The following is a 21,762-nucleotide window of genomic DNA, read 5'->3' on the forward strand; positions in this document are numbered from 1 at the left end:
ATGGCACGCACATTTAAGATCTTATCGCCTACGGCTATCCTGGGTTATGGCTTCCCGGAAGAGAGTTTTCGTAAAGCCATGGAAGAGTCACCGGATCTTATTGCTGTTGACGCAGGTTCCTCCGATCCGGGCCCCCACTACCTGGGGGCAGGTAAACCCTTCACTGACCGGGCCGGGGTAAAACGCGATCTGCGCTATATGATCGTGGCGGGCGTTAAGAACAACATCCCAGTGGTCATCGGCACCGCCGGTGGTTCCGGTGCTGCTCCGCATCTGGAGTGGTGTCGCCAGATAGTCCATGAGATTGCCCAGGAAGAAAAACTGTCTTTCTCCATGGCGCTGATCCCGTCTGATGTTGATAAAGACGTGGTTCACCAGGCACTGGATAACGGCAAAATCACCGCGCTGGATTTCGTGCCTGAGTTAACGCACGAAGCCATCGAAGACAGCACCTACATCGTCGCGCAGATGGGTGTCGAACCTTTCCAGCGTGCGCTGAAAGCGGGGGCACAGGTTGTTCTGGGCGGACGCGCTTACGATCCAGCCTGCTTCGCGGCGCTGCCGATTATGCAAGGCTTTGATGAAGGTCTGGCGCTGCACTGCGGTAAGATCCTTGAGTGTGCTGCCATTGCAGCAACCCCTGGCTCCGGCTCGGATTGCGCAATGGGGATCATCGACGACAACGGCTTTACGCTGAAAGCGTTCAATCCAAAGCGTAAGTTCACTGAAACCTCCGCTGCGGCGCATACCTTGTACGAGAAGTCCGACCCGTACTTCCTGCCGGGACCGGGCGGCGTACTGAACCTGAAGGCCTGTACTTTCACCGCGGTTAACGAAGGTGAAGTGTATGTCAGCGGTTCGCATCATGAAGAAACGCCGTATGCACTGAAACTGGAAGGCGCACGTCAGGTTGGCTTCCGCTGCCTGACTATCGCCGGGACGCGCGACCCGATAATGATTGCCGGTATCGACACCATTCTCGAAGAAGTACAGGCAAGCGTGGCACGTAACCTCTCACTGAATGATGACAGTATCCGCATGACGTTCCACCTTTACGGTAAGAATGGCGTGATGGGCAATCATGAACCGATGAAAACCGCCGGTCATGAACTGGGCATTTTACTGGACGTCGTCGCGCCCACGCAGGATATCGCCAACAGCGTTTGCTCGCTGGTGCGCTCTACCCTACTGCACTACGGCTATGAAAATCGTATTGCGACCGCGGGCAACCTCGCTTTCCCATTCTCGCCATCTGATATTCAGAGTGGGCCGGTGTATGAGTTCTCGATCTATCACCTGATTGAAGCCAGCGACGCACTGCGGTTTGATTTCCACATTGAGCAGGTGACGCCAGAAGGAGTTCAGGCATGAAACAGTCAATTTGTTCACTGGCGCAGGTCATTCGCTCCAAAAATGCCGGACCGTACGAACTGGTTTTAGATATTTTGTTTAAAACCCGGGAAGACTATCAGCGAGTAAAACGTTCGGAGCAATTAACTCCGCAACTTATTGCTGGGTTATATAATGTCGAACCTGACTTTATTCACAATATTGTCTGGTTTGATCCCGCTAACGCAGTAAAAATTGTCATGCCGCGCGATATTATTTCCGGCAATGTCGGTGACAATGATGTTTATGGCGCGCAGCAACACGCACCATTATTAAGTATTGAATTCGATCTGTAACAAAAAAACACAATAACAGCCATTGGAGCACAGAGTTCAGCTGTATCACAGTGCTTCGAATATTCATGCGGTTGGTCACAACAGGCGTGCGTCTGAGCTGCTGTCCGGGCTCAGGCACACGCCACCCTACATTATTCCAATTACCAGCCTTTATCCGATGGAGTACACATGAAGAAAATTAGTTTAACGAAGATGATCATATTAGGCCTGATACTCGGCATGATTGCCGGGGTGGCCATTAATAATATGGCCGCGGCTGAAACAGCAAAATCATATGCACAGGATATTTCCATTTTCACCACTATATTCTTACGCATGGTGAAGATGATTATTGCGCCATTGGTTATTTCAACTCTGGTTGTCGGTATTGCCAAGATGGGCGATGCCAAAACGCTGGGTCGTATATTTTCTAAAACCTTTTTCCTGTTTATTTGTGCCTCACTGCTGTCGATCGCATTGGGTCTGGTTATCGTTAATATCTTCCAGCCGGGCGCGGGCATCAACTTTGTTGCGCATGACGCAGGCGCTGTTGCCGCTGTTAAGTCAGAGCCGTTCACGCTGAAAGTCTTTATCTCACATGCCGTACCAACCAGTATCGTTGACGCGATGGCGCGTAACGAAATCCTGCAGATCGTGGTGTTCTCCATTTTCCTCGGTTGCAGCCTAGCCGCCATCGGTGAAAAAGCCGAGCCTATCGTTAAGGTTCTGGATTCGCTGGTACACGTCATGCTGAAGCTGACAGGCTACGTCATGCTGTTTGCCCCACTGACCGTTTTCGCGGCTATTTCCGGCCTGATTGCCGAGCGTGGTCTGGGTGTAATGGTTAGCGCCGGTATCTTTATGGGCGAGTTCTACCTGACACTGGGCATGCTGTGGGCAATTCTGATTGGCCTGTCGACACTCATTGTTGGTCCTTGCATCAGCCGTCTCACCAAATCAATCTTCGAACCGGCGCTGCTGGCCTTTACCACGTCCAGTTCTGAAGCGGCCTTCCCTGGCACGCTGGATAAGCTGGAAAAATTCGGCGTCTCGTCAAAAATTGCCAGCTTCGTTCTGCCGATCGGTTACTCCTTTAACCTCGTCGGTTCCATGGCCTATTGCTCCTTTGCCACCGTCTTTATTGCCCAGGCGTGCAACATTGAGCTGAGCATGGGCGAGCAAATCACCATGCTGCTAATTCTGATGCTGACCTCAAAAGGGATGGCGGGTGTGCCACGTGCATCCATGGTAGTTATCGCCGCAACCCTGAACCAATTCAACATTCCGGAAGCCGGTCTGATCCTGCTGATGGGCGTCGATCCGTTCCTCGATATGGGTCGTTCAGCCACTAACGTCATGAGTAATGCCATGGGTGCTGCCATTGTGGGTCGTTGGGAAGGTGAACACTTTGGTTCAGGCTGCCGCGGAACCGCGCCAGTCAAAACACCGGAGCAAGACCGCCCGGTTACCGAAACAGAGGTTGCGTTGTCCTGATACCTCGTTATTGCCGGATGGCGCTTGCGCTTATCCGGCCTACATAACGTTTAACTATCCGTAGGCCGGATAAGGCGGTACGCCGCCATCCGGCACCATGATGAGTACCCCAACAGGAAAGCACCATGACTAAAACTCTTCTCGGCGTGAGTCTCTTTGCTTTCAGCGTCTTGTTTAGCTCTGCCTCATTCGCGCAAACCACGCCGGACTACGCAAAGTTAATAGAGCAGGCACATCAGAAATACAAAAGTAACCATGATGGCAAAGTCGCCGACTATATCCCTGCCCTGGCGAGCTACAGTCCCAATAATTTTGCCATCACCGTTGCCACAGTAGACGGAAAAATCTACCAGGTAGGTGATGTTAACAAGCCCTTCCCGATGGAATCCCTGAGTAAAGTCTTCACCATGGCGCTCGCCATGGAACAGCATGGCCCTCAGGTAGTTCTGGATAAACTCGGGGCCAATGCCACCGGCATGCCATTCAATTCAGGTTTAGCCGTTGAACTCACGAAAGGCGCGCCGGAAAACCCACTGGTGAATGCAGGTGCAATGAGCACCGTCAGCCTGATTGAGGCCAAAGACAAAACCGATCGCTGGAACAAAATCCTCGACAACCTGAATGTCTGGGCGGATGCCAAACTCACGGTCAACGAACCGGTATTCAAGTCCGAGATGGAAACCAATCAGCACAACCAGGCACTGGCGAAGCTGATGGAGTCCTATAACAGTTTCTACGGCAACACAGAGGAAGCGGTCGAAATATATACCCGCCAGTGCTCAGTGGACATCACCGTTGAGCAACTGGCCAAAATGGGTGCCGTTCTCGCGAACAAAGGCAAATCGCCCTTCAACGGTAAGCAGTTGCTGAATGAACGCTATGTGCCGCAGGTGCTGGCTGAAATGGCAATTGCCGGACTGTACGACGGCAGCGGCAAGTGGCTGTACAGCGTCGGTATTCCGGCGAAAAGCGGCGTTGGCGGCGGAATGGTTGCGGTAGTGCCCGGTAAATATGCGATTGCCGTCTATTCTCCGCCATTGGACGAAGCCGGTAACAGCGTTCGTGCTCAGAGAACTATCGAATATGTCGCTGACGCGACGCAGGCCAATGTCTTTTTAGCAAAATAACTTGATGCCGGATAGCGCTTCGCTCATCCGGCCTACGATTAGCACATTTATTTACGCCGTCATCCGGCAAAAATGAAGAGGTGAGAAGTAAACATGTCTAAACCATTTGTCTGGCAGGAACTCTTTGTTCAGAGTAAAGATAATACCGAATATGAATTGCTCAGTAATCAACACATTACGGTGACGGAGTTAGACGGAGAGGAAGTTATTAAGGTTGCGCCGGAAGCGTTAACCTTGTTAGCACAGCAGGCATTTTATGAGGCTTCATTTTTCCTGCGCGCCGGACATTTGAAACAGATTGCCAGCATTTTGCACGATCCACAGGCCAGCAGTAATGACAAGTACGTTGCGTTACAGCTGCTGCGCAATGCCGAAGTCTCAGCCAAAGGCGTACTCCCCAACTGCCAGGACACCGGGACCGCCACCATTGTCGCCAGCAAAGGCCAGCAGGTCTGGACCGGTGGCGATGATGCCGAAGCATTAAGCAAGGGTGTATATACCACCTTTACGGAAAGTAACCTGCGTTATTCACAAAATGCCCCGCTGGACATGTATAACGAGGTCAATACCCAGACCAACCTGCCTGCACAAATCGACATCAGCGCGACGCCGGGTAGCGAATACCGTTTCTTGTTCGTCAACAAAGGCGGTGGCTCAGCGAACAAAGCCGCGCTGTTCCAGGAAACCAAATCTATTCTGCAGCCGGAGAAATTGACGGCTTTCCTGATCGAAAAAATGAAATCGCTGGGTACTGCCGCTTGTCCGCCGTACCACATCGCCTTTGTGGTTGGTGGATTATCTGCCGATCAGTCGCTAAAAGTTGCGAAGCTGGCATCGACCAAATATTACGATAACCTGCCCACCAGCGGGAATGAACTGGGCCAGGCATTCCGCGATACAGCACTGGAAACCGAACTGCTCAATGCCAGCCGCGAATTTGGCATCGGCGCGCAGTTTGGTGGCAAATACTTTGCCCACGACATTCGCGTTATTCGTTTGCCGCGCCACGGTGGCTCCTGCCCTATCGCCATGGCGCTCTCCTGCTCGGCTGACCGCAACATCAAGGCTAAAATTAATAAACACGGGATCTGGCTGGAGAAACTCGAACATAACCCAGGTAAGTTTATTCCCGACTCTCACCGCGTTGAAAACACCGCCCAGACGGTAGAGCTCAACCTCGATCGCCCGTTGCGTGAGATTCTTAATGATTTGTCGGCTCTGCCCATTGGTACACGCCTGTCGCTCAGCGGCCCGATTGTTGTCGCTCGCGATATCGCCCACGCAAACATCAAAGCGCGTCTGGATAACGGCGAACCGATGCCGGAATACATGAAAAAGCATATCGTTTATTACGCAGGTCCCGCCAAAACCCCGGAAAATCAGGCCTGTGGCTCAATGGGTCCGACCACCGGCGGGCGTATGGATGGGTATGTCGATGCCTTCCAGGCACAAGGCGGCAGCCTCATTATGCTCACCAAGGGTAACCGCAGCCAGCAGGTCACTGATGCCTGCCACAAACACGGTGGATTTAGCCTCGGCAGCATCGGCGGCGCAGCGGCCCTGCTGGCACAGCAATATGTGAAGAGCCTGCACTGCCTTGAGTATCCCGAATTGGGCATGGAAGCGGTCTGGATGATGGAAGTTAAAAATATGCCAGCCTTCGTCTTAGTGGATGACAAAGGCAATAACTTCTTCAGTCAGTTTGAACAGCAGCATCGCTGCGCAACCTGCCCGGCAGGACATTAAGGAGCGACCATGGAAGCGCGAGCCAACAATGACCGACATCGCCAGCGCCAGCAGAAGCTGAAAGCGCAGGTCGATACCCGCGTGGCGGCAGCAACGGAGAAAAAAGGGATTCTGATTGTCTTCACCGGCAATGGCAAAGGGAAATCCACCGCAGCCTTCGGCACGGCGACGCGCGCGGTTGGTCACGGAAAAACCGTTGGCGTCGCACAGTTTATCAAAGGCCAGTGGGATAATGGCGAGTACAACACACTGCACCCTCTCGGCGTGGAGTTTCATATTATGGGTACCGGTTTTACCTGGGAAACCCAGAGCCGGGAAGCCGATATCGAGGCGGCCACGGCAGTGTGGCAGGAAAGTAAGCGCATGCTAGCCGATGCGCATTACGATCTGGTCGTACTGGACGAACTCACCTATATGTTGGCATATCACTATCTGGATACGCAGGAGGTTATCAACGCCATCGAAAATCGCCCTGCCGACCAGAGCGTCATTGTCACCGGGCGCGGTTGCCATGCGCTGTTACTTGAACTTGCCGATACGGTCAGCGAGCTTCGCCCGGTTAAACACGCTTTTGATAGCGGCATTCAGGCACAGCCTGGGATCGACTGGTAATCGCTCTTTTGCCCGATACCGATACGCGTATCGGGCAAATACCTGTAGGCCTGATCAAGCGCAGCCGCCATCAGGCAGCTGACACCACGGATTTATTTAGCAACCAGTTGCGGAAGATCTCCAAATGCAGGGACTCTGATTTCTCCTCCCGCCACGTCATGATAAATCGATTCCCGGTACGCATTGGAACATCGCAAGGAATCACCATATCCCCGCTATCCAGATCGTGCTGAATGGCAAAACGGGGTAGCAATGCGACGCCAAGGTTGGAACGTACCGCCGCAATCAACATCGACAAGAGATCAAATCGCGGACCTTTATTCACCAGCGGACTGCTGACATCGGACAGCGCAAACCATTCCTGCCAGCCTTTGATGCGGGTGCTTTGATGCAAAAGCGGGTATTCGTTCAGCAGTTCATCGACAGACAGCTTCCGGTCCGGTTCGGCAAGCAGGCAACGGCTGCACACGGGCAGAATTTCCTCTTCGAACAGGTACTCGACCCCCGACCACGGAGAGTAAAAATCTTCCCGCATGATCGCTGCGTCATATTCCCGGTTAAGAAAATCGCCAATATTCGCCAGAGAATGAATGTTAACGATAATATCCGGATTGAGTTTATTGAACTCACGCAGGTTTGGGATCAGCCAGTGCGTACTGAACGTCGGGTTAACCGCCAGTTCGATCACTTGTACGGTCGGCTGCCATGTCATGATCGTCGTCGTGTCTCGTTCAAGCTTGTTCAGTGTTTCTTTAACGATAGTTAAATAGTGTTTGCCTGCCGCATTTAAAAAAATGCGCTTCTTGGCATGATTAAATAGCGCAGTATTAAGAAAATCCTCTAGCGCATTCACCTGGCGGAAAACAGCACTTTGTGTTAAAGCCAGCTCTTCAGCTGCCCGGGTATAACTTTCGTGACGCGCAACCACTTCAAAAGTTACCAGCAACTCCGTTTTGGGTATTTTTCCTCTCATAACCTCTTCCATATGCAGCGTACAAAAATAGTTTAATTTATAAAAAATAATTCATGTCACCCGAGTAAACATCGAGTGTTATATTTTATTTCAGGCATTGATGTCATTGATCCAATCCATGATTTGTTCATACTGATGGCGGATAAATATTAACCAATAATACTCAAGCACAACAATAAACACAATTTAATTAAGGTTAAATTCAGACACATAGCGCCAATAAGTTCTTAATAATTTTTCAAGTCATCTTGTTTATTGTGGAAAAAACTTTGCGAGATTAATCAATATTATCCTTGTGATAATTTAGGAAAATTTAGCGTTATAACTTACAGGCAAACGACTGCTTTTAATCATTCTCCGGGGTGGTTCTGCCTTTTTTTGTTAGACGTGATAAAGGACACAATGTGAAAACTTTCGGAAAGGTCTGGCTCGTTGGCGCAGGTCCCGGTGATATTTCATTACTCACCCTCAAAGCAGTGATGTGCATTAAACAAGCAGATGTCATTATTTACGACAGGTTGGTCAATCCTAAGATTCTGGAATGGGCATCCGCTGACTGTGAGCTTATCAATGTCGGTAAGAATCCAGGATTTCATTGCGTGCCACAGGATGAAATCAACGCGCTTCTCGTTCAGTATGCCCAGACGCATCACAATATCGTGCGCTTAAAAGGTGGCGATCCCTACGTATTTGGTCGTGGGGCCGAAGAAGCTGAAGGGCTTATCGAGCCGGGGATACCTTTTGAAGTCGTCCCCGGTATCAGTTCAACCATTGGGGGATTAACCTGTGCCGGGATCCCGGTAACACATCGCGATTACGCCTCTGGTTTTCACGTGGTGACCGGCCATACACGCGAAGGTAACCAACAACAGGACTGGCGCCAGCTGGCCAAACTGAACGGTACATTGGTTATCGTCATGGGTATTGCGAATCTGGCATTCATCTGTGAAGAGCTACTGATGGGCGGAAAACCGGCGGAAACACCCGCGGCCATTATCATGTCCGCGACCCGGGAGAATCAGCGCCGACTAACCTGTACCCTCGGATCGTTACTGAGCAATGCGCAGGAAGCCAACATTACGCCACCTGCACTGGTCGTCATTGGCGATGTCGTCACGCTGAGCGATCGTCTGTCTTTCATTCCTGCCGCTATCGACCTCCCTGAACATCTTTACTGCGAGAGTCTGGCGTGACGAAAAGACTGGGGTGATGTTTGATGCGCCGCCCGGAAAACGCGACAAAAATAGCTGGTTTGCGCGTACTGAAGTTTCCGGGCAATACTGTCTATTGAATGAACAGGATCATGTAATAGCTCCCCCGCCTTTTGCATTTTTTTCTGATTTACCCAGGTTTTAAAATTAACGCCCTGGCGTTTCTTAAAAAATCGACTGAAATAATTTGCACTTAAACAGACATGTGCTGCCACAGACTCCAGGGATAAGTCACTATACAAGTTATCATCAATATAACGCAGTGCCGCCAGTAGTTTTTTCTCATGACGAGAAAGCTCCGTTAAATAGTGCCGGACGCTACTTAGCGGTTTATCGAATACCACTTCAGATTGCTTTTCTTGTCTCTCAAAATTGTTGACAATAAAATGTAATAAATTAGCCGATGCCACCAATGTATTATTATCAACCGCAACGAGCTGTTCCCACTCGGCTTTTATTTGAGGATCGCCCATCCACCGTAACTCATCTTCAACGATGATGGTTTTATATTCCTGGTACTTAGCCCGAACCTGACCACAGATAATAAAACCATGCAGATTCCCCTCATAAATTAATGGCATGGAGAATAAACTTAACCCTGCATGGCAGCTGAATATTCTGGGTTTACACTGTTTCAGTGCCTCAAAAGCACACTGTTTATCGCACGCCTGGCAACCAACACTGTAGCGTTTATTCGCTCTCATCAGCTTACAGAATGAATTAAAATTATGGCAATCAGAGAGTACTCTGCCTGTAACATCAACGACTACCGTTGCTAACCCCGTCGCATTGGAGAAGACTTCTGCTATAGAGAAAAAACATGGTAAGTAATCATCCTGAATTTTCAGCGACACGCCATCCTCCAACCTTAATATGACTAAAGGCGGTAATATGCAAAATCCAGGCACAAGAAAGAATGATGTTCGCCGCAAAAAATAATCTCATTTGTGAAGATGGTTGTGATCAAATTGCATGATGCGGGATGACAGAAAATAAAAAAGGCCATCAATAGATGGCCAACCATGTCGAAAACGAATCAGTCTTGCTTCCTTCGCGTAACCGCTGTTTTCTGCTACGCGAAAGAGTCAGACCTTATACTGCTTTTTGAGAATTACTTAATTACCGCTTTCAGCGCTTCGCCGATATCGGCCAGACTACGAACTGTTTTCACGCCTGCGGCTTCCAGCGCAGCGAATTTCTCATCCGCTGTACCTTTACCACCCGCGATGATCGCACCCGCGTGACCCATACGCTTACCTTTCGGCGCAGTCACACCCGCGATGTAACCCACAACAGGCTTGGTCACATGATCTTTGATGTAAGCAGCCGCTTCTTCTTCCGCGCTGCCGCCGATCTCACCGATCATGACGATCGCTTCGGTTTGCGGATCTTCCTGGAACAGCTTCAGAATGTCGATAAAGTTAGAACCAGGGATTGGATCCCCACCGATGCCCACACAGGTGGACTGGCCGAAACCGTAGTCAGTGGTCTGCTTAACCGCTTCATAGGTCAGCGTACCGGAACGGGAAACGATGCCCACTTTACCCGGCTTGTGAATGTGGCCCGGCATGATACCGATTTTACATTCACCCGGAGTGATAACGCCTGGGCAGTTCGGGCCGATCATACGTACGCCAGCTTCATCCAGCTTCACTTTCACGGTCAGCATATCCAGCGTTGGGATACCTTCGGTGATGGTGATGATAAGCTTGATGCCTGCATCGATAGCTTCCAGGATGGAGTCTTTGCAGAACGGCGCCGGAACGTAGATAACGGTGGCGGTTGCGCCGGTCGCTTCTACCGCTTCACGTACGGTGTTGAACACTGGCAGACCCAGATGCGTGGTGCCGCCTTTACCCGGCGTAACGCCACCGACCATTTGCGTACCGTAAGCGATCGCTTGTTCAGAGTGGAATGTCCCCTGGCTACCGGTGAAGCCCTGGCAGATAACCTTGGTATCTTTATTAATTAAAACTGACATTATTTCCCCTCCACTGCGGCAACAACCTGCTGAGCTGCATCCGTCAGACTTTTCGCTGCAATAATATTCAGGCCGCTATCAGCCAGTTTTTTCGCGCCGAGTTCAGCGTTGTTACCTTCCAGACGTACCACGACCGGAACGTTTACACCCACTTCCGCTACCGCGCCGATGATACCGTCAGCGATCAGGTCGCAACGAACGATACCGCCGAAGATGTTAACCAGAACGGCTTTAACATTGTCGTCAGAGAGGATGATTTTGAATGCTTCGGTTACACGTTCTTTGGTCGCGCCGCCGCCAACGTCGAGGAAGTTAGCCGGTTCGCCGCCGTGCAGCTTAACGATGTCCATGGTGCCCATTGCCAGGCCCGCACCGTTAACCATACAACCGATGTTACCGTCCAGTGCGACGTAGTTCAGTTCCCACTGTGCAGCCTGCGCTTCACGCGGATCTTCCTGAGACTGGTCGCGCATTTCGCGCAGGTCAGCCTGGCGGAACAGCGCGTTGCCGTCAGCCCCCAGTTTGCCGTCGAGGCAGATCAGGTCACCCTGCTTGGTCACCACCAGCGGGTTGATTTCGATCAGCGCCAGATCGCGATCCAGGAAGATAGTCGCCAGACCCATGAAGATCTTGGTGAACTGCTGAACCTGTTTACCTTCCAGACCCAGTTTGAACGCCAGTTCACGACCCTGGTAAGGCATCGGACCTGCCAGCGGATCGAGCGCCACTTTGTGGATCAGGTGCGGAGTTTCTTCCGCTACTTTTTCGATTTCCACGCCGCCTTCGGTAGAGGCCATGAAGACCACGCGACGGGAGCTACGGTCAACAACTGCGCCGAGGTAAAGTTCTTTACCAATGTCGGTCGCGGCTTCAACCAGAATTTGATTTACCGGTTGGCCATGAGCGTCTGTCTGGTAAGTAACCAGACGTTTACCCAGCCAGTGTTCAGCAAAAGCGCGAATGTCTTCTTTGCTGTTAACAACCTTCACACCGCCCGCTTTACCACGGCCACCAGCGTGAACCTGACATTTCACTACCCACGGGCCAGCGCCGATTTTAGATGCGGCTTCTTCGGCTTCACGCGGAGTAGTACAGGCATAACCCACCGGTGCCGGTAAGCCATAGCGGGCAAAAAGTTGTTTTGCCTGATATTCATGTAAGTTCATGTGTTCTGTCCATCCTTCAGGTAATCGTTATCTTTTACCCGTAGGTCTGATAAGGCGTCCAGACCTACGGGGCAGGTGATACTCTTATTAACTACACGTCCAGCAGCAGACGTGTTGGATCTTCCAGCAACTCTTTAATGGTTACCAGGAAGCCCACTGACTCACGACCATCGATCAGACGGTGGTCATAAGACAGCGCCAGATACATCATCGGCAGGATTTCAACCTTGCCGTCTACTGCCATCGGCCTGTCTTTGATGGCATGCATACCCAGGATGGCGCTCTGCGGCGGGTTGATGATAGGCGTAGACATCAGGGAACCGAACACACCACCGTTAGTGATGGTGAAGTTACCGCCCGTCAGATCTTCAACCGTCAACTTGCCGTCGCGACCTTTTACCGCCAGTTCTTTAATATTCTTCTCGATGTCGGCCATACCCAGCAGATCAACATCACGCAGTACCGGGGTAACCAGACCACGCGGCGTGGAGACCGCCATGCTGACATCAAAGTAGTTGTGATAAACCACGTCATCACCATCGATAGACGCGTTCACTTCCGGATAGCGTTTCAGCGCTTCAACAACCGCTTTCACATAGAAAGACATAAAGCCCAGACGGATACCGTGGCGTTTCTCGAACGCATCACCGTATTGCTTACGCAGGTCCATGATTGGCTTCATGTTGACTTCGTTGAAGGTCGTCAGCATCGCGGTGGAGTTTTTCGCTTCCAGCAGACGCTCGGCTACGCGTTTGCGCAGACGGGTCATCGGAACACGTTTTTCGCCACGCGCGCCCAGTTGAGCCTGTGGTGCAGGTGCTGCTGCCGGCGCTTTTGCTTCGGCTTTCGCCGCCGGCGCTTTAGCCAGATGTTTTTCAACATCTTCACGCGTAATACGTCCACCGACACCGGTGCCGTTGATAGCGCTGGCTTCGAGGTTATGCTCACCCAACAGGCGACGGATCGCCGGGCTCAGGGCATCGTTATTCTGCTCGGCGAGAGACGCCTGCTGGCGCTGTGCCGGAGTAGAATCTTTCTCTTCAGACTTAGCACTGGTTTCTTTACCGGTGCTGTTGCCTTCACGCAGGCGACCGAGGATCTGGCGAGAAGTGACGGTTGTCCCTTCATCTTCCAGAACCGCATCAAGAATACCGTCCGCTGATGCCGGTACTTCCAGTACCACTTTGTCAGTTTCGATTTCTACCAGTACTTCATCACGACGTACTGCATCGCCCGGTTTTTTGTGCCAGGTTGCAACCGTTGCATCCGCTACGGATTCAGGCAGGTCGGGAACAAGAATATCTACGCTACTCATTATTTATCCTTTATTTAATCGACGTTCAGCGCGTCATTGACCAGATCTTGTTGCTGTTTCTGGTGAACGGACATATATCCTACTGCCGGAGAGGCAGAGGCCGGGCGACCTGCATAACGCAGAGCTGACCCAAATGGAATTACTTCACGGAAATGATGCTGGCTGCAGTACCATGCGCCCTGGTTGAGCGGCTCTTCCTGGCACCAGACAAAATCATGTACATGAGCAAACGGTTTCAGCGCTTCCTGCACCGCTTTATGCGGGAATGGATAGAGCTGTTCGATGCGCACAATGGCAACATCTTTTTGGCCATTCTTACGGCGTTGTTCCAGCAGGTCGTAATAAACCTTACCAGAACACATTACGACACGCTTCACGCCTTTCGGATCCAGTTCATCGACTTCACCAATGGCTGGCAGGAAGGTGCCGTTTGCCAGTTCGTCCAGCGTAGACACCGCCAGCGGATGACGCAGCAGCGACTTCGGTGACATCACTACCAGCGGACGACGCATACCGCGCAGCGCCTGACGACGCAGCATGTGGTAGACCTGTGCCGGGGTAGACGGGACGCAAACCTGCATGTTTTGCTCAGCGCAAAGTTGCAGATAACGTTCCAGACGCGCGGAGGAGTGCTCCGGACCCTGACCTTCGTAGCCGTGCGGCAGCAGCATCACCAGACCGCACATACGGCCCCATTTCTGCTCGCCGGAAGAGATGAACTGGTCAATAACCACCTGTGCACCGTTGGCGAAGTCGCCGAACTGCGCTTCCCAAATGGTCAGAGTGCGCGGTTCTGCCGTGGCATAACCGTACTCGAACGCCAGCACAGCTTCTTCAGACAGCACGGAGTCCCATACGCGGAACGTGCCCTGGCCGTTATGCACATGCTGCAGCGGCGTGTAGGTTGAACCGTTGGCCTGGTTATGAATCACCGCGTGACGGTGGAAGAAGGTACCGCGGCCGGAGTCTTCACCCGACAGACGTACCGGAATGCCTTCGTCAACCAGCGTGGCGTAAGCCAGATTCTCTGCGCCACCCCAGTCAAACAGCTTCTCGCCTGCGGCCATCGCCTGACGATCGCCATAAATCTTGGCAACACGCGACTGCATTTCAACCGCTTCAGGTACGGTGCTGATGCGTTTGGCCAGTTCCTGCAAACGCTTCATTTCAACCTTGCTAGGGTAGTTTTCATCCCACTCGTGGTTGAGGTACGGTGACCAGGTGAAGGAGTGCATGTTCATTGGGCGCCACTCTTTCACCACGCATTCGCCCGCATCCAGCGCATCACGATAGAGGTTGACCATTTCGGTCGCATCTTCCAGCGTGGCAACTTTATCCGCTTCCAGCTTGTCAGCGTAGATTTTGCGCGGGGTCGGATGCTTTTTGATTTTCTGATACATCAGCGGCTGGGTTGCGCTCGGCTCATCGGCTTCGTTATGGCCGTGACGGCGGTAGCACACCAGATCAATGAAGACATCACGTTTAAATGTATTACGGAAATCCAGCGCCAGACGGGTAACGAAAGCAACCGCTTCCGGGTCATCCGCGTTCACGTGGAAAATCGGCGCCTGAACCATCTTACCGATGTCGGTGCAGTACGGTGTAGAACGCGCATCCAGCGGGTTAGAGGTGGTGAAGCCTACCTGGTTGTTGATAACGATGCGAACGGTACCGCCCACTTCGTAACCACGCGCTTTGGACATGTTCAGGGTTTCCTGAACCACGCCCTGTCCGGTCACTGCCGCATCACCGTGAATCGTAATCGGCAATACTTTATTGCTGCTTGGCTCATCCAGCCTGTCCAGACGCGCACGTACCGACCCGATAACCACCGGGCTAACGATTTCCAGGTGCGACGGGTTAAACGCCAGCGCCAGGTGTACCAGACCGCCTTCGGTTTCGATATCAGACGAGAAGCCCATGTGGTACTTCACGTCACCGGTGCCGAGGTGTTCTTTATGTTTGCCCGCAAATTCGTCGAACAGTTCCTGCGGGCGTTTACCCAGCACGTTAACCAGTACGTTCAGACGACCACGGTGCGCCATACCCAGCACCACTTCACGGGTTCCGCTGTTACCGGCGTGGCGGATCATTTCTTTAAGCATCGGGATTAACGCATCACCGCCTTCCAGCGAGAAGCGTTTTGCACCCGGGAACTTCGCACCCAGGTAGCGTTCCAGACCTTCTGCTGCGGTCAGTTCGCTAAGGAAGCGTTTCTTCTCTTCACTACTGAATGCGGCACGACCGGACTCAATACGCTGCTGGAGCCAACGTTTCTCTTCGGTGCTGGTGATGTGCATATACTCGGCGCCAATCGGGCCGCAGTAGGTTTGTTTCAGCGCGACAACCAGGTCGCTCAACTTCATCGTGTCTTTGCCGCCGGCAAAAGAACCTACGTTAAAGCTTTCCTGAAAATCCGCATCGGTCAGATCGTGGAAAGACGGGTCCAGATCGGCCACATTTTCTTGTTGCCACAGCCCCAGCGGATCGAGGTTCGCATGCTGGTGACCGCGGAAACGATAGGCGTTAATGAGCTGCAGGACTTTAACCTGCTTCACATTGGCATCAGGGTCGGAAATAGAAGAAGAGTAACGTGGGGTAATCAACGCCTGTCGACGGAAATAATCACGTGTTTTTGAGTGGAGTTGATCCGGTTTGACTCCGGTACCAGGTAACTGCTGGAACGTCGAACGCCAGTTAGCATCTACCGAGTCAGGGTCGGTTAAGAAGTCTTCATAGAGCTGTTCTATCCAACTCTGGTTAGAACCGGAGAGGTAAGAAGAGTCCAACCAGGCTTTCAAAGCGCTGTTCTGCATCGTGATCCCTTAAGCATTTGTATGCTTACTTCGCCGTGGATACTACCACGCACACTGATGTGCGTGCCGGGGTTCACTTGTTGCGGACTGTCGTGTTTTCTGCGTCCGCTAAGGAACCTTTAAAAACTGTCTAATAATCGTCGCTGTTCAGGCTGCGACTGCGTTGCAACCTTCACTCACTCCGGTCACATAGTTAACTATGCTCCCGAAAATTCGTTCCGTTCGCGCCTTGTCTCGCGCTGAACATCTCGATTATTGCTATCAATGTGGCAGTTTTTAGAGGTTTCCTGCACTACCGGGGAATCACTTCCCCGGCAACTACAACAACTTACGCACTACGTTTGAGCAGCATCGACTTAATATGGCCGATGGCGCGCGTCGGGTTCAACCCTTTCGGACATACGCTGACGCAGTTCATGATGCTATGGCAGCGGAATACGCTGAAAGCGTCACTTAAACCGTCCAGGCGGCTGTCGGTCTCGGTATCGCGACTGTCGATCAGGAAACGATACGCGGCCAGCAGGCCTGCCGGGCCAATAAACTTGTCCGGATTCCACCAGAATGATGGGCAAGACGTTGAGCAGCATGCACATAAAATACATTCATACAGCCCATCGAGCTTCTCACGCTGCTCTGGCATTTGTAAATGCTCACGAGCCGGTGGATTTTTCCCATTATTCAACAAGTAAGGTTTAATCTTCTCATACTGTGCGTAGAATTGCCCCATGTCTACCACCAAATCGCGCACCACCGGTAAACCCGGCAGCGGGCGAATGACAATCTTCTTGCCCGGCTGATTCAGCGCAGAAATAGGTGTGATACAGGCCAGACCATTTTTACCGTTCATGTTCAGGCCGTCGGAGCCACAGACTCCTTCACGGCAGGAACGGCGGAACGATAGCGACGGATCTTTTTCTTTCAGCTGCATCAGTGCATCCAGCAGCATCATGTCGCGCCCTTCTTCCGCTTCCAGGGTGTAATCCTGCATATGCGGAGCATCATCAACATCCGGGTTATAGCGATAAATTGAAAACTCGAGTCTCATTTTCCTGTCTCCGCATTAGTAAGTACGAATCTTCGGCGGGAATGCCGGGCGCAGTTTCGGTTCCATGTTGACTTGACGTCGGGTCATGGATTCCGACTCTGGCAGATACAGGGAATGGCACAGCCAGTTTTCATCATCACGTTCCGGGAAGTCGAAGCGACTATGCGCGCCACGGCTTTCGGTACGGAAGTTGGCGGATACCGCCGTTGCGTACGCGGTTTCCATCAGGTTATCCAACTCCAGGCACTCAACGCGCTGGGTGTTGAACTCGCTGGAGGTATCATCCAGACGGGCATTTTTCAGGCGCTCACGAATGGCTTTCAGCTCTTCGAGACCTTTCGCCATCGCGTCACCTTCGCGGAATACCGAGAAGTTATGCTGCATACATTCCTGCAGCGCTTTGCGGATAACCACCGGGTCTTCACCGTCGCGGTTACCGTTCCAGCGATTCAGACGCGCCAGAGAAGCATCGATCTCTTCTTCCGTCGCATCCTGCAGGTCACCCTGCTCAGCGATAGATTCCTGCAGATGTAGACCGACTGCGCGACCAAACACTACCAGATCCAGCAATGAGTTGCCGCCCAGACGGTTGGCGCCGTGAACCGATACGCACGCGATCTCGCCCACTGCAAACAGTCCAGGAATCACCACATCTTCGCCCTGCTCGTTCACAGTCAGCGCCTGACCGGTCACCTTGGTCGGAATACCGCCCATCATATAGTGGCAGGTTGGGATAACCGGAATCGGCTCTTTCACCGGATCAACGTGGGCAAAGGTACGCGAAAGCTCCAGGATGCCCGGCAGACGGGATTCCAGAACTTCTTTACCGAGGTGGTCGAGTTTCAGCTTGGCGTGCGGACCCCATGGGCCGTCGCAGCCGCGGCCTTCACGGATTTCGATCATGATGGAACGCGCCACCACGTCACGACCCGCCAGGTCTTTCGCATTCGGGGCATAACGCTCCATGAAGCGCTCGCCGTGTTTATTCAGCAGGTAACCGCCTTCACCACGGCAGCCTTCTGTCACCAGCACGCCCGCGCCGGCGATACCGGTTGGGTGGAACTGCCACATTTCCATATCCTGCACCGGGACACCGGCACGGATTGCCATACCTACGCCATCACCGGTGTTGATGTGGGCGTTAGTTGTTGACTGGTAAATACGGCCAGCACCGCCGGTCGCCAGCACGGTTGCGCGGGCTTTGAAGTAAACCACTTCACCGGTTTCGATACACAGTGCGGTACAACCGACAACTGCGCCATCAGCATTTTTCACCAGATCTAACGCATACCACTCGGAGAAAATCGTGGTGTGGTTTTTCAGGTTTTGCTGATACAGCGTGTGCAACAGCGCGTGGCCGGTACGGTCAGCCGCCGCGGCGGTACGTGCCGCCTGTTCACCGCCGAAGTTTTTCGACTGGCCGCCAAACGGACGTTGATAGATGGTGCCATCGTCGAGACGCGAGAACGGCAGTCCCATGTGGTCCAGCTCCAGAATCGCTTCCGGACCGGTTTTACACATATATTCAATCGCGTCCTGGTCACCAATGTAGTCCGACCCTTTAACGGTGTCGTACATGTGCCATTCCCAGTTATCTTCATGGGTATTACCAAGCGCAACGGTGATGCCACCCTGCGCGGATACGGTATGGGAACGGGTCGGGAAGACTTTGGAGAGCAGCGCACAGGTCTGGCCGCTCTGGGAAATTTGCAGCGCCGCGCGCATACCTGCGCCGCCGGCACCAATCACAACAGCATCAAATTCTCTGACTGGCAGTTTCATTACACACCCCACACCACAACAAATCCATAAATGACGTAAACCACCAGCGCAACGACAATGGCCAGTTGCAGAATCAGGCGTACAGCCAGCGGTTTAACGTAGTCGGTCAACACCTGCCACATGCCAATCCAGGCATGAATCAAGATGGAGAAAAGTGCCAGCAGGGTGAAGACTTTGGTGAATGCCGATGAGAAGAAACCGGTCCAGACTTCAAACGTCAGCTCGCCGCTGGTGGCGAAGAAGCCGACCATATAGATGATGTATAACGTCAGAACGATAGCGGTAGCACGGACCAGAATGAAGTCATGTACGCCGTTGCGTCCTAATGCGGAGGCGTTGCTTACCATACGAGGACTCCTGCAAGAAGTGAAAGCACGACAATGATAACGAAACAAATTTTGGCGGAGCGTGTCCCTGCTTCGAGGGTTTCTTCGATATAGCCAAAATCCATCAACAGATGGCGAATGCCCATGACGGCGTGATAGGCCAGCGCAATCAGGATCCCCCACAGAATTAACTCCACAAAGAAGTTATTCATAATGGATGACGCGGCGAGGAAACCTTCAGGGGAGGACAAGCTGGTACCCAATAACCACAACAGGATCCCGACCGCTACGAAGGTGATCACTCCAGATACGCGATGGAGAATGGACGCTATCGCCGTGATTGGGAATCGGATCGTTTGCAGATCCAGATTGACAGGTCTTTGTTTTTTCACATTTCTTATCATGAATAACGCCCACATGCTGTTCTTATTATTCCCTTTGGACTTCGGGCACAGAAGATAAAGACTTCTGTAGTCTGAAAGACGCCGGGATTTCCTTCCTCCGGTCTGCTTGCGGGTCAGACAGCGTCCTTACTATAACTACGCGTCATATAAAACACTGCTTCCAGTTGCTAAAACGACACGTTACAACGCTGGTTGGCTCGGGATTGCAGGGTATTCCGGAGACCTGGCGGCAGTATAGGACGTTCACAAAATCATTACAATTAACCTACATATAGTTTGTCGGGTTTTATCCCGAACAGTGACATAGGTCACGATAACAACATTATTTTAATTTTTAATCATCTGATTTGACAATCATTAAACAAACTTGTTACAAACGACACCAGAAAAAGCATATAATGCGTAAAAGTTATGGGGTCACTCTTTCACCGGAGATTTAGTTATGTAACAGTGTGGAAGTATTGACCAATACCTTCAGGACAGTTATTAGTGTAGACAGGTTTAATAATTCGGATTGCTAAGTTGTTGATTTGTTGCTAATTCACCATGAGTTAACTGATTTACCTGCAAGCGCCCATTGCTCTGTACCCTGGTTTTCTCCTCTTCGCAGAGCGGCGAGCCGAATAACAAAGTGGTAACGGTTAATTGATGAGTTGAAACAGATCTCACCTGAGTAGTCTTAAGCAACAAGGCGCTAAGGAGACCGTAAATGGCTGATACTAAAGCAAAACTCACTCTAAACGGTGATGCTGCTATCGAACTGGATGTGCTGAAGGGCACGCTCGGTCAGGACGTTATTGATATTCGTAGCCTTGGCTCAAAAGGCATGTTTACTTTTGACCCAGGTTTCACCTCTACCGCATCCTGCGAATCCAAAATTACGTTCATCGACGGTGACGAAGGTATTTTGCTGCATCGCGGCTTCCCGATTGACCAGTTGGCGACCGAGTCCAACTATCTGGAAGTGTGTTATATCCTGCTGTACGGTGAAAAACCGACGCAGGAAGAGTACGACGAGTTCAAAACCACGGTCACTCGCCATACCATGATCCACGAGCAGATCACCCGTCTGTTCCACGGTTTCCGCCGCGACTCTCACCCGATGGCCGTCATGTGCGGTGTTACCGGGGCGCTGGCTGCGTTCTACCACGATTCGCTGGATGTCAATAATCCGCGCCATCGTGAAATCGCCGCCTTCCGTCTGCTATCCAAAATGCCGACCATGGCCGCGATGTGCTACAAATACTCCATTGGTCAGCCGTTTGTTTACCCGCGCAATGACTTGTCTTACGCCGGTAACTTCCTGAACATGATGTTCTCCACGCCGTGCGAAAAATACGAAGTAAACCCCATTCTGGAACGCGCCATGGATCGTATTCTGATCCTGCATGCTGACCACGAACAAAACGCTTCAACGTCAACCGTACGTACCGCAGGCTCTTCTGGTGCGAACCCGTTTGCCTGCATCGCGGCCGGTATTGCCTCCCTGTGGGGACCGGCACACGGCGGCGCCAACGAAGCTGCGCTGAAAATGCTGGAAGAAATCAGCTCGGTTAAACACATTCCGGAATTTGTTCGCCGTGCTAAAGACAAGAATGATTCTTTCCGCCTGATGGGCTTTGGTCACCGTGTTTACAAAAACTATGACCCACGCGCCACCGTGATGCGTGAAACCTGCCATGAAGTGCTGAAAGAACTCGGCACCAAAGATGACCTGCTGGAAGTGGCAATGGAGCTTGAGCACATTGCGCTCAACGACCCGTACTTCATCGAGAAGAAACTCTACCCGAACGTAGATTTCTACTCCGGCATCATCCTGAAAGCGATGGGCATTCCGTCCTCCATGTTCACCGTGATCTTCGCGATGGCGCGTACCGTTGGCTGGATTGCACACTGGAACGAAATGCACACCGACGGCATGAAAATCGCCCGTCCACGTCAGCTGTATACCGGCTACGACAAGCGCGATTTTAAGTCTGATATTAAGCGTTAATTTATCGTGCCGGATGGCGCTCATGCATATCCGGCCTACAAAACGTTCCAGACATAGGCCGGATATGCGGCATGACGTTGCTATCCGGCACATTTCTGCTTTTTATT

The 21,762-nt window shown here is 52.0% G+C and carries 18 protein-coding genes and 1 pseudogene; 9 read left to right on the forward strand and 10 right to left on the reverse strand.

Annotation, left to right across the window (positions count from 1 at the left end; translation table 11 throughout):
* The 6 genes from HV261_RS18695 to cobO all read left to right on the forward strand — a co-directional run bounded on the left by HV261_RS18695 (position 1) and on the right by cobO (position 6,643).
* A complete protein-coding gene (locus HV261_RS18695) occupies positions 1-1,371 on the forward strand; it encodes an acyclic terpene utilization AtuA family protein (protein WP_202039112.1) in 1,371 nt (456 codons plus the stop codon).
* On the forward strand, positions 1,368-1,685 hold the full coding sequence (locus HV261_RS18700) for a DUF4387 domain-containing protein (protein ID WP_005122536.1): 318 nt from the start codon (positions 1,368-1,370) through the stop codon (positions 1,683-1,685). The genes HV261_RS18695 and HV261_RS18700 overlap by 4 nt, the downstream gene beginning before the upstream one ends.
* Positions 1,686-1,853: 168 nt before the next feature.
* The gene (locus HV261_RS18705; RefSeq protein ID WP_137381335.1) at positions 1,854-3,158 is read left to right on the forward strand and encodes a dicarboxylate/amino acid:cation symporter; all 1,305 of its coding nucleotides are present in this window, start codon (positions 1,854-1,856) and stop codon (positions 3,156-3,158) included.
* A gap of 125 nt (positions 3,159-3,283) precedes the next feature.
* The gene (glsA, locus tag HV261_RS18710; RefSeq protein ID WP_137381336.1) at positions 3,284-4,285 is read left to right on the forward strand and encodes a glutaminase A; all 1,002 of its coding nucleotides are present in this window, start codon (positions 3,284-3,286) and stop codon (positions 4,283-4,285) included.
* 93 nt (positions 4,286-4,378) lie between these two features.
* Positions 4,379-6,031 (forward strand): class I fumarate hydratase, encoded by a 1,653-nt coding sequence (locus HV261_RS18715; protein WP_202039113.1) that lies wholly within the window; start codon positions 4,379-4,381, stop codon positions 6,029-6,031.
* A gap of 9 nt (positions 6,032-6,040) precedes the next feature.
* Positions 6,041-6,643 carry a cob(I)yrinic acid a,c-diamide adenosyltransferase gene (gene cobO / locus HV261_RS18720; RefSeq protein ID WP_202039114.1) on the forward strand — a complete coding sequence of 201 codons (603 nt, stop codon included), beginning with the start codon at positions 6,041-6,043 and terminating at the stop codon, positions 6,641-6,643.
* A 70-nt stretch (positions 6,644-6,713) separates the two neighbouring features.
* Here cobO and HV261_RS18725 read toward each other — a convergent pair whose 3' ends face one another.
* Positions 6,714-7,616, reverse strand: coding sequence for a LysR family transcriptional regulator (locus tag HV261_RS18725; RefSeq protein ID WP_137381339.1), 903 nt, complete (start codon positions 7,614-7,616; stop codon positions 6,714-6,716).
* A gap of 404 nt (positions 7,617-8,020) precedes the next feature.
* Between HV261_RS18725 and cobA the strand changes: the two genes are divergently transcribed.
* Positions 8,021-8,809 (forward strand): uroporphyrinogen-III C-methyltransferase, encoded by a 789-nt coding sequence (gene cobA, locus HV261_RS18730; protein ID WP_202039115.1) that lies wholly within the window; start codon positions 8,021-8,023, stop codon positions 8,807-8,809.
* Here the strand turns inward: cobA and HV261_RS18735 are convergent.
* The 9 genes from HV261_RS18735 to sdhC all read right to left on the reverse strand — a co-directional run bounded on the left by HV261_RS18735 (position 8,788) and on the right by sdhC (position 19,677).
* Entirely contained in the window at positions 8,788-9,681 is an 894-nt protein-coding gene (locus tag HV261_RS18735; protein WP_202039116.1) for a PocR ligand-binding domain-containing protein, read from the reverse strand. The two genes, cobA and HV261_RS18735, sit on opposite strands and share 22 nt — an antisense overlap.
* A gap of 257 nt (positions 9,682-9,938) precedes the next feature.
* Positions 9,939-10,808 carry a succinate--CoA ligase subunit alpha gene (sucD, locus tag HV261_RS18740; RefSeq protein WP_005122544.1) on the reverse strand — a complete coding sequence of 290 codons (870 nt, stop codon included), beginning with the start codon at positions 10,806-10,808 and terminating at the stop codon, positions 9,939-9,941.
* Positions 10,808-11,974: an ADP-forming succinate--CoA ligase subunit beta gene (gene sucC, locus HV261_RS18745; RefSeq protein ID WP_202039117.1), complete on the reverse strand. Its 1,167-nt coding sequence runs from the start codon at positions 11,972-11,974 to the stop codon at positions 10,808-10,810. The genes sucD and sucC overlap by 1 nt, the downstream gene beginning before the upstream one ends.
* A 91-nt stretch (positions 11,975-12,065) precedes the next feature.
* The gene (gene odhB / locus HV261_RS18750; RefSeq protein WP_003022925.1) at positions 12,066-13,289 is read right to left on the reverse strand and encodes a 2-oxoglutarate dehydrogenase complex dihydrolipoyllysine-residue succinyltransferase; all 1,224 of its coding nucleotides are present in this window, start codon (positions 13,287-13,289) and stop codon (positions 12,066-12,068) included.
* Positions 13,290-13,303: 14 nt separating this feature from the next.
* Positions 13,304-16,105 (reverse strand): 2-oxoglutarate dehydrogenase E1 component, encoded by a 2,802-nt coding sequence (gene sucA / locus HV261_RS18755; RefSeq protein WP_202039118.1) that lies wholly within the window; start codon positions 16,103-16,105, stop codon positions 13,304-13,306.
* A gap of 328 nt (positions 16,106-16,433) precedes the next feature.
* The gene (gene sdhB, locus HV261_RS18760; protein ID WP_202039119.1) at positions 16,434-17,150 is read right to left on the reverse strand and encodes a succinate dehydrogenase iron-sulfur subunit SdhB; all 717 of its coding nucleotides are present in this window, start codon (positions 17,148-17,150) and stop codon (positions 16,434-16,436) included.
* Between the two features lie 15 nt (positions 17,151-17,165).
* Entirely contained in the window at positions 17,166-18,932 is a 1,767-nt protein-coding gene (sdhA, locus tag HV261_RS18765) for a succinate dehydrogenase flavoprotein subunit (protein ID WP_202039120.1), read from the reverse strand.
* Positions 18,932-19,279, reverse strand: coding sequence for a succinate dehydrogenase membrane anchor subunit (sdhD, locus tag HV261_RS18770; RefSeq protein ID WP_005122550.1), 348 nt, complete (start codon positions 19,277-19,279; stop codon positions 18,932-18,934). The genes sdhA and sdhD overlap by 1 nt, the downstream gene beginning before the upstream one ends.
* A complete protein-coding gene (gene sdhC, locus HV261_RS18775; RefSeq protein WP_016152282.1) occupies positions 19,273-19,677 on the reverse strand; it encodes a succinate dehydrogenase cytochrome b556 subunit in 405 nt (134 codons plus the stop codon). Before sdhC ends, sdhD begins: the two co-directional genes overlap by 7 nt.
* A gap of 425 nt (positions 19,678-20,102) precedes the next feature.
* Between sdhC and HV261_RS28015 the strand changes: the two are divergent.
* Positions 20,103-20,183 (forward strand): annotated as a pseudogene (locus HV261_RS28015) (hypothetical protein); the annotation flags it as partial.
* A gap of 188 nt (positions 20,184-20,371) precedes the next feature.
* Positions 20,372-21,655 (forward strand): citrate synthase, encoded by a 1,284-nt coding sequence (locus tag HV261_RS18780; protein ID WP_043015622.1) that lies wholly within the window; start codon positions 20,372-20,374, stop codon positions 21,653-21,655.
* Positions 21,656-21,762: the final 107 nt, after the last annotated feature.

The organism is Citrobacter sp. RHBSTW-00671 (assembly GCF_014103415.1).
Classification (GTDB): domain Bacteria; phylum Pseudomonadota; class Gammaproteobacteria; order Enterobacterales; family Enterobacteriaceae; genus Citrobacter.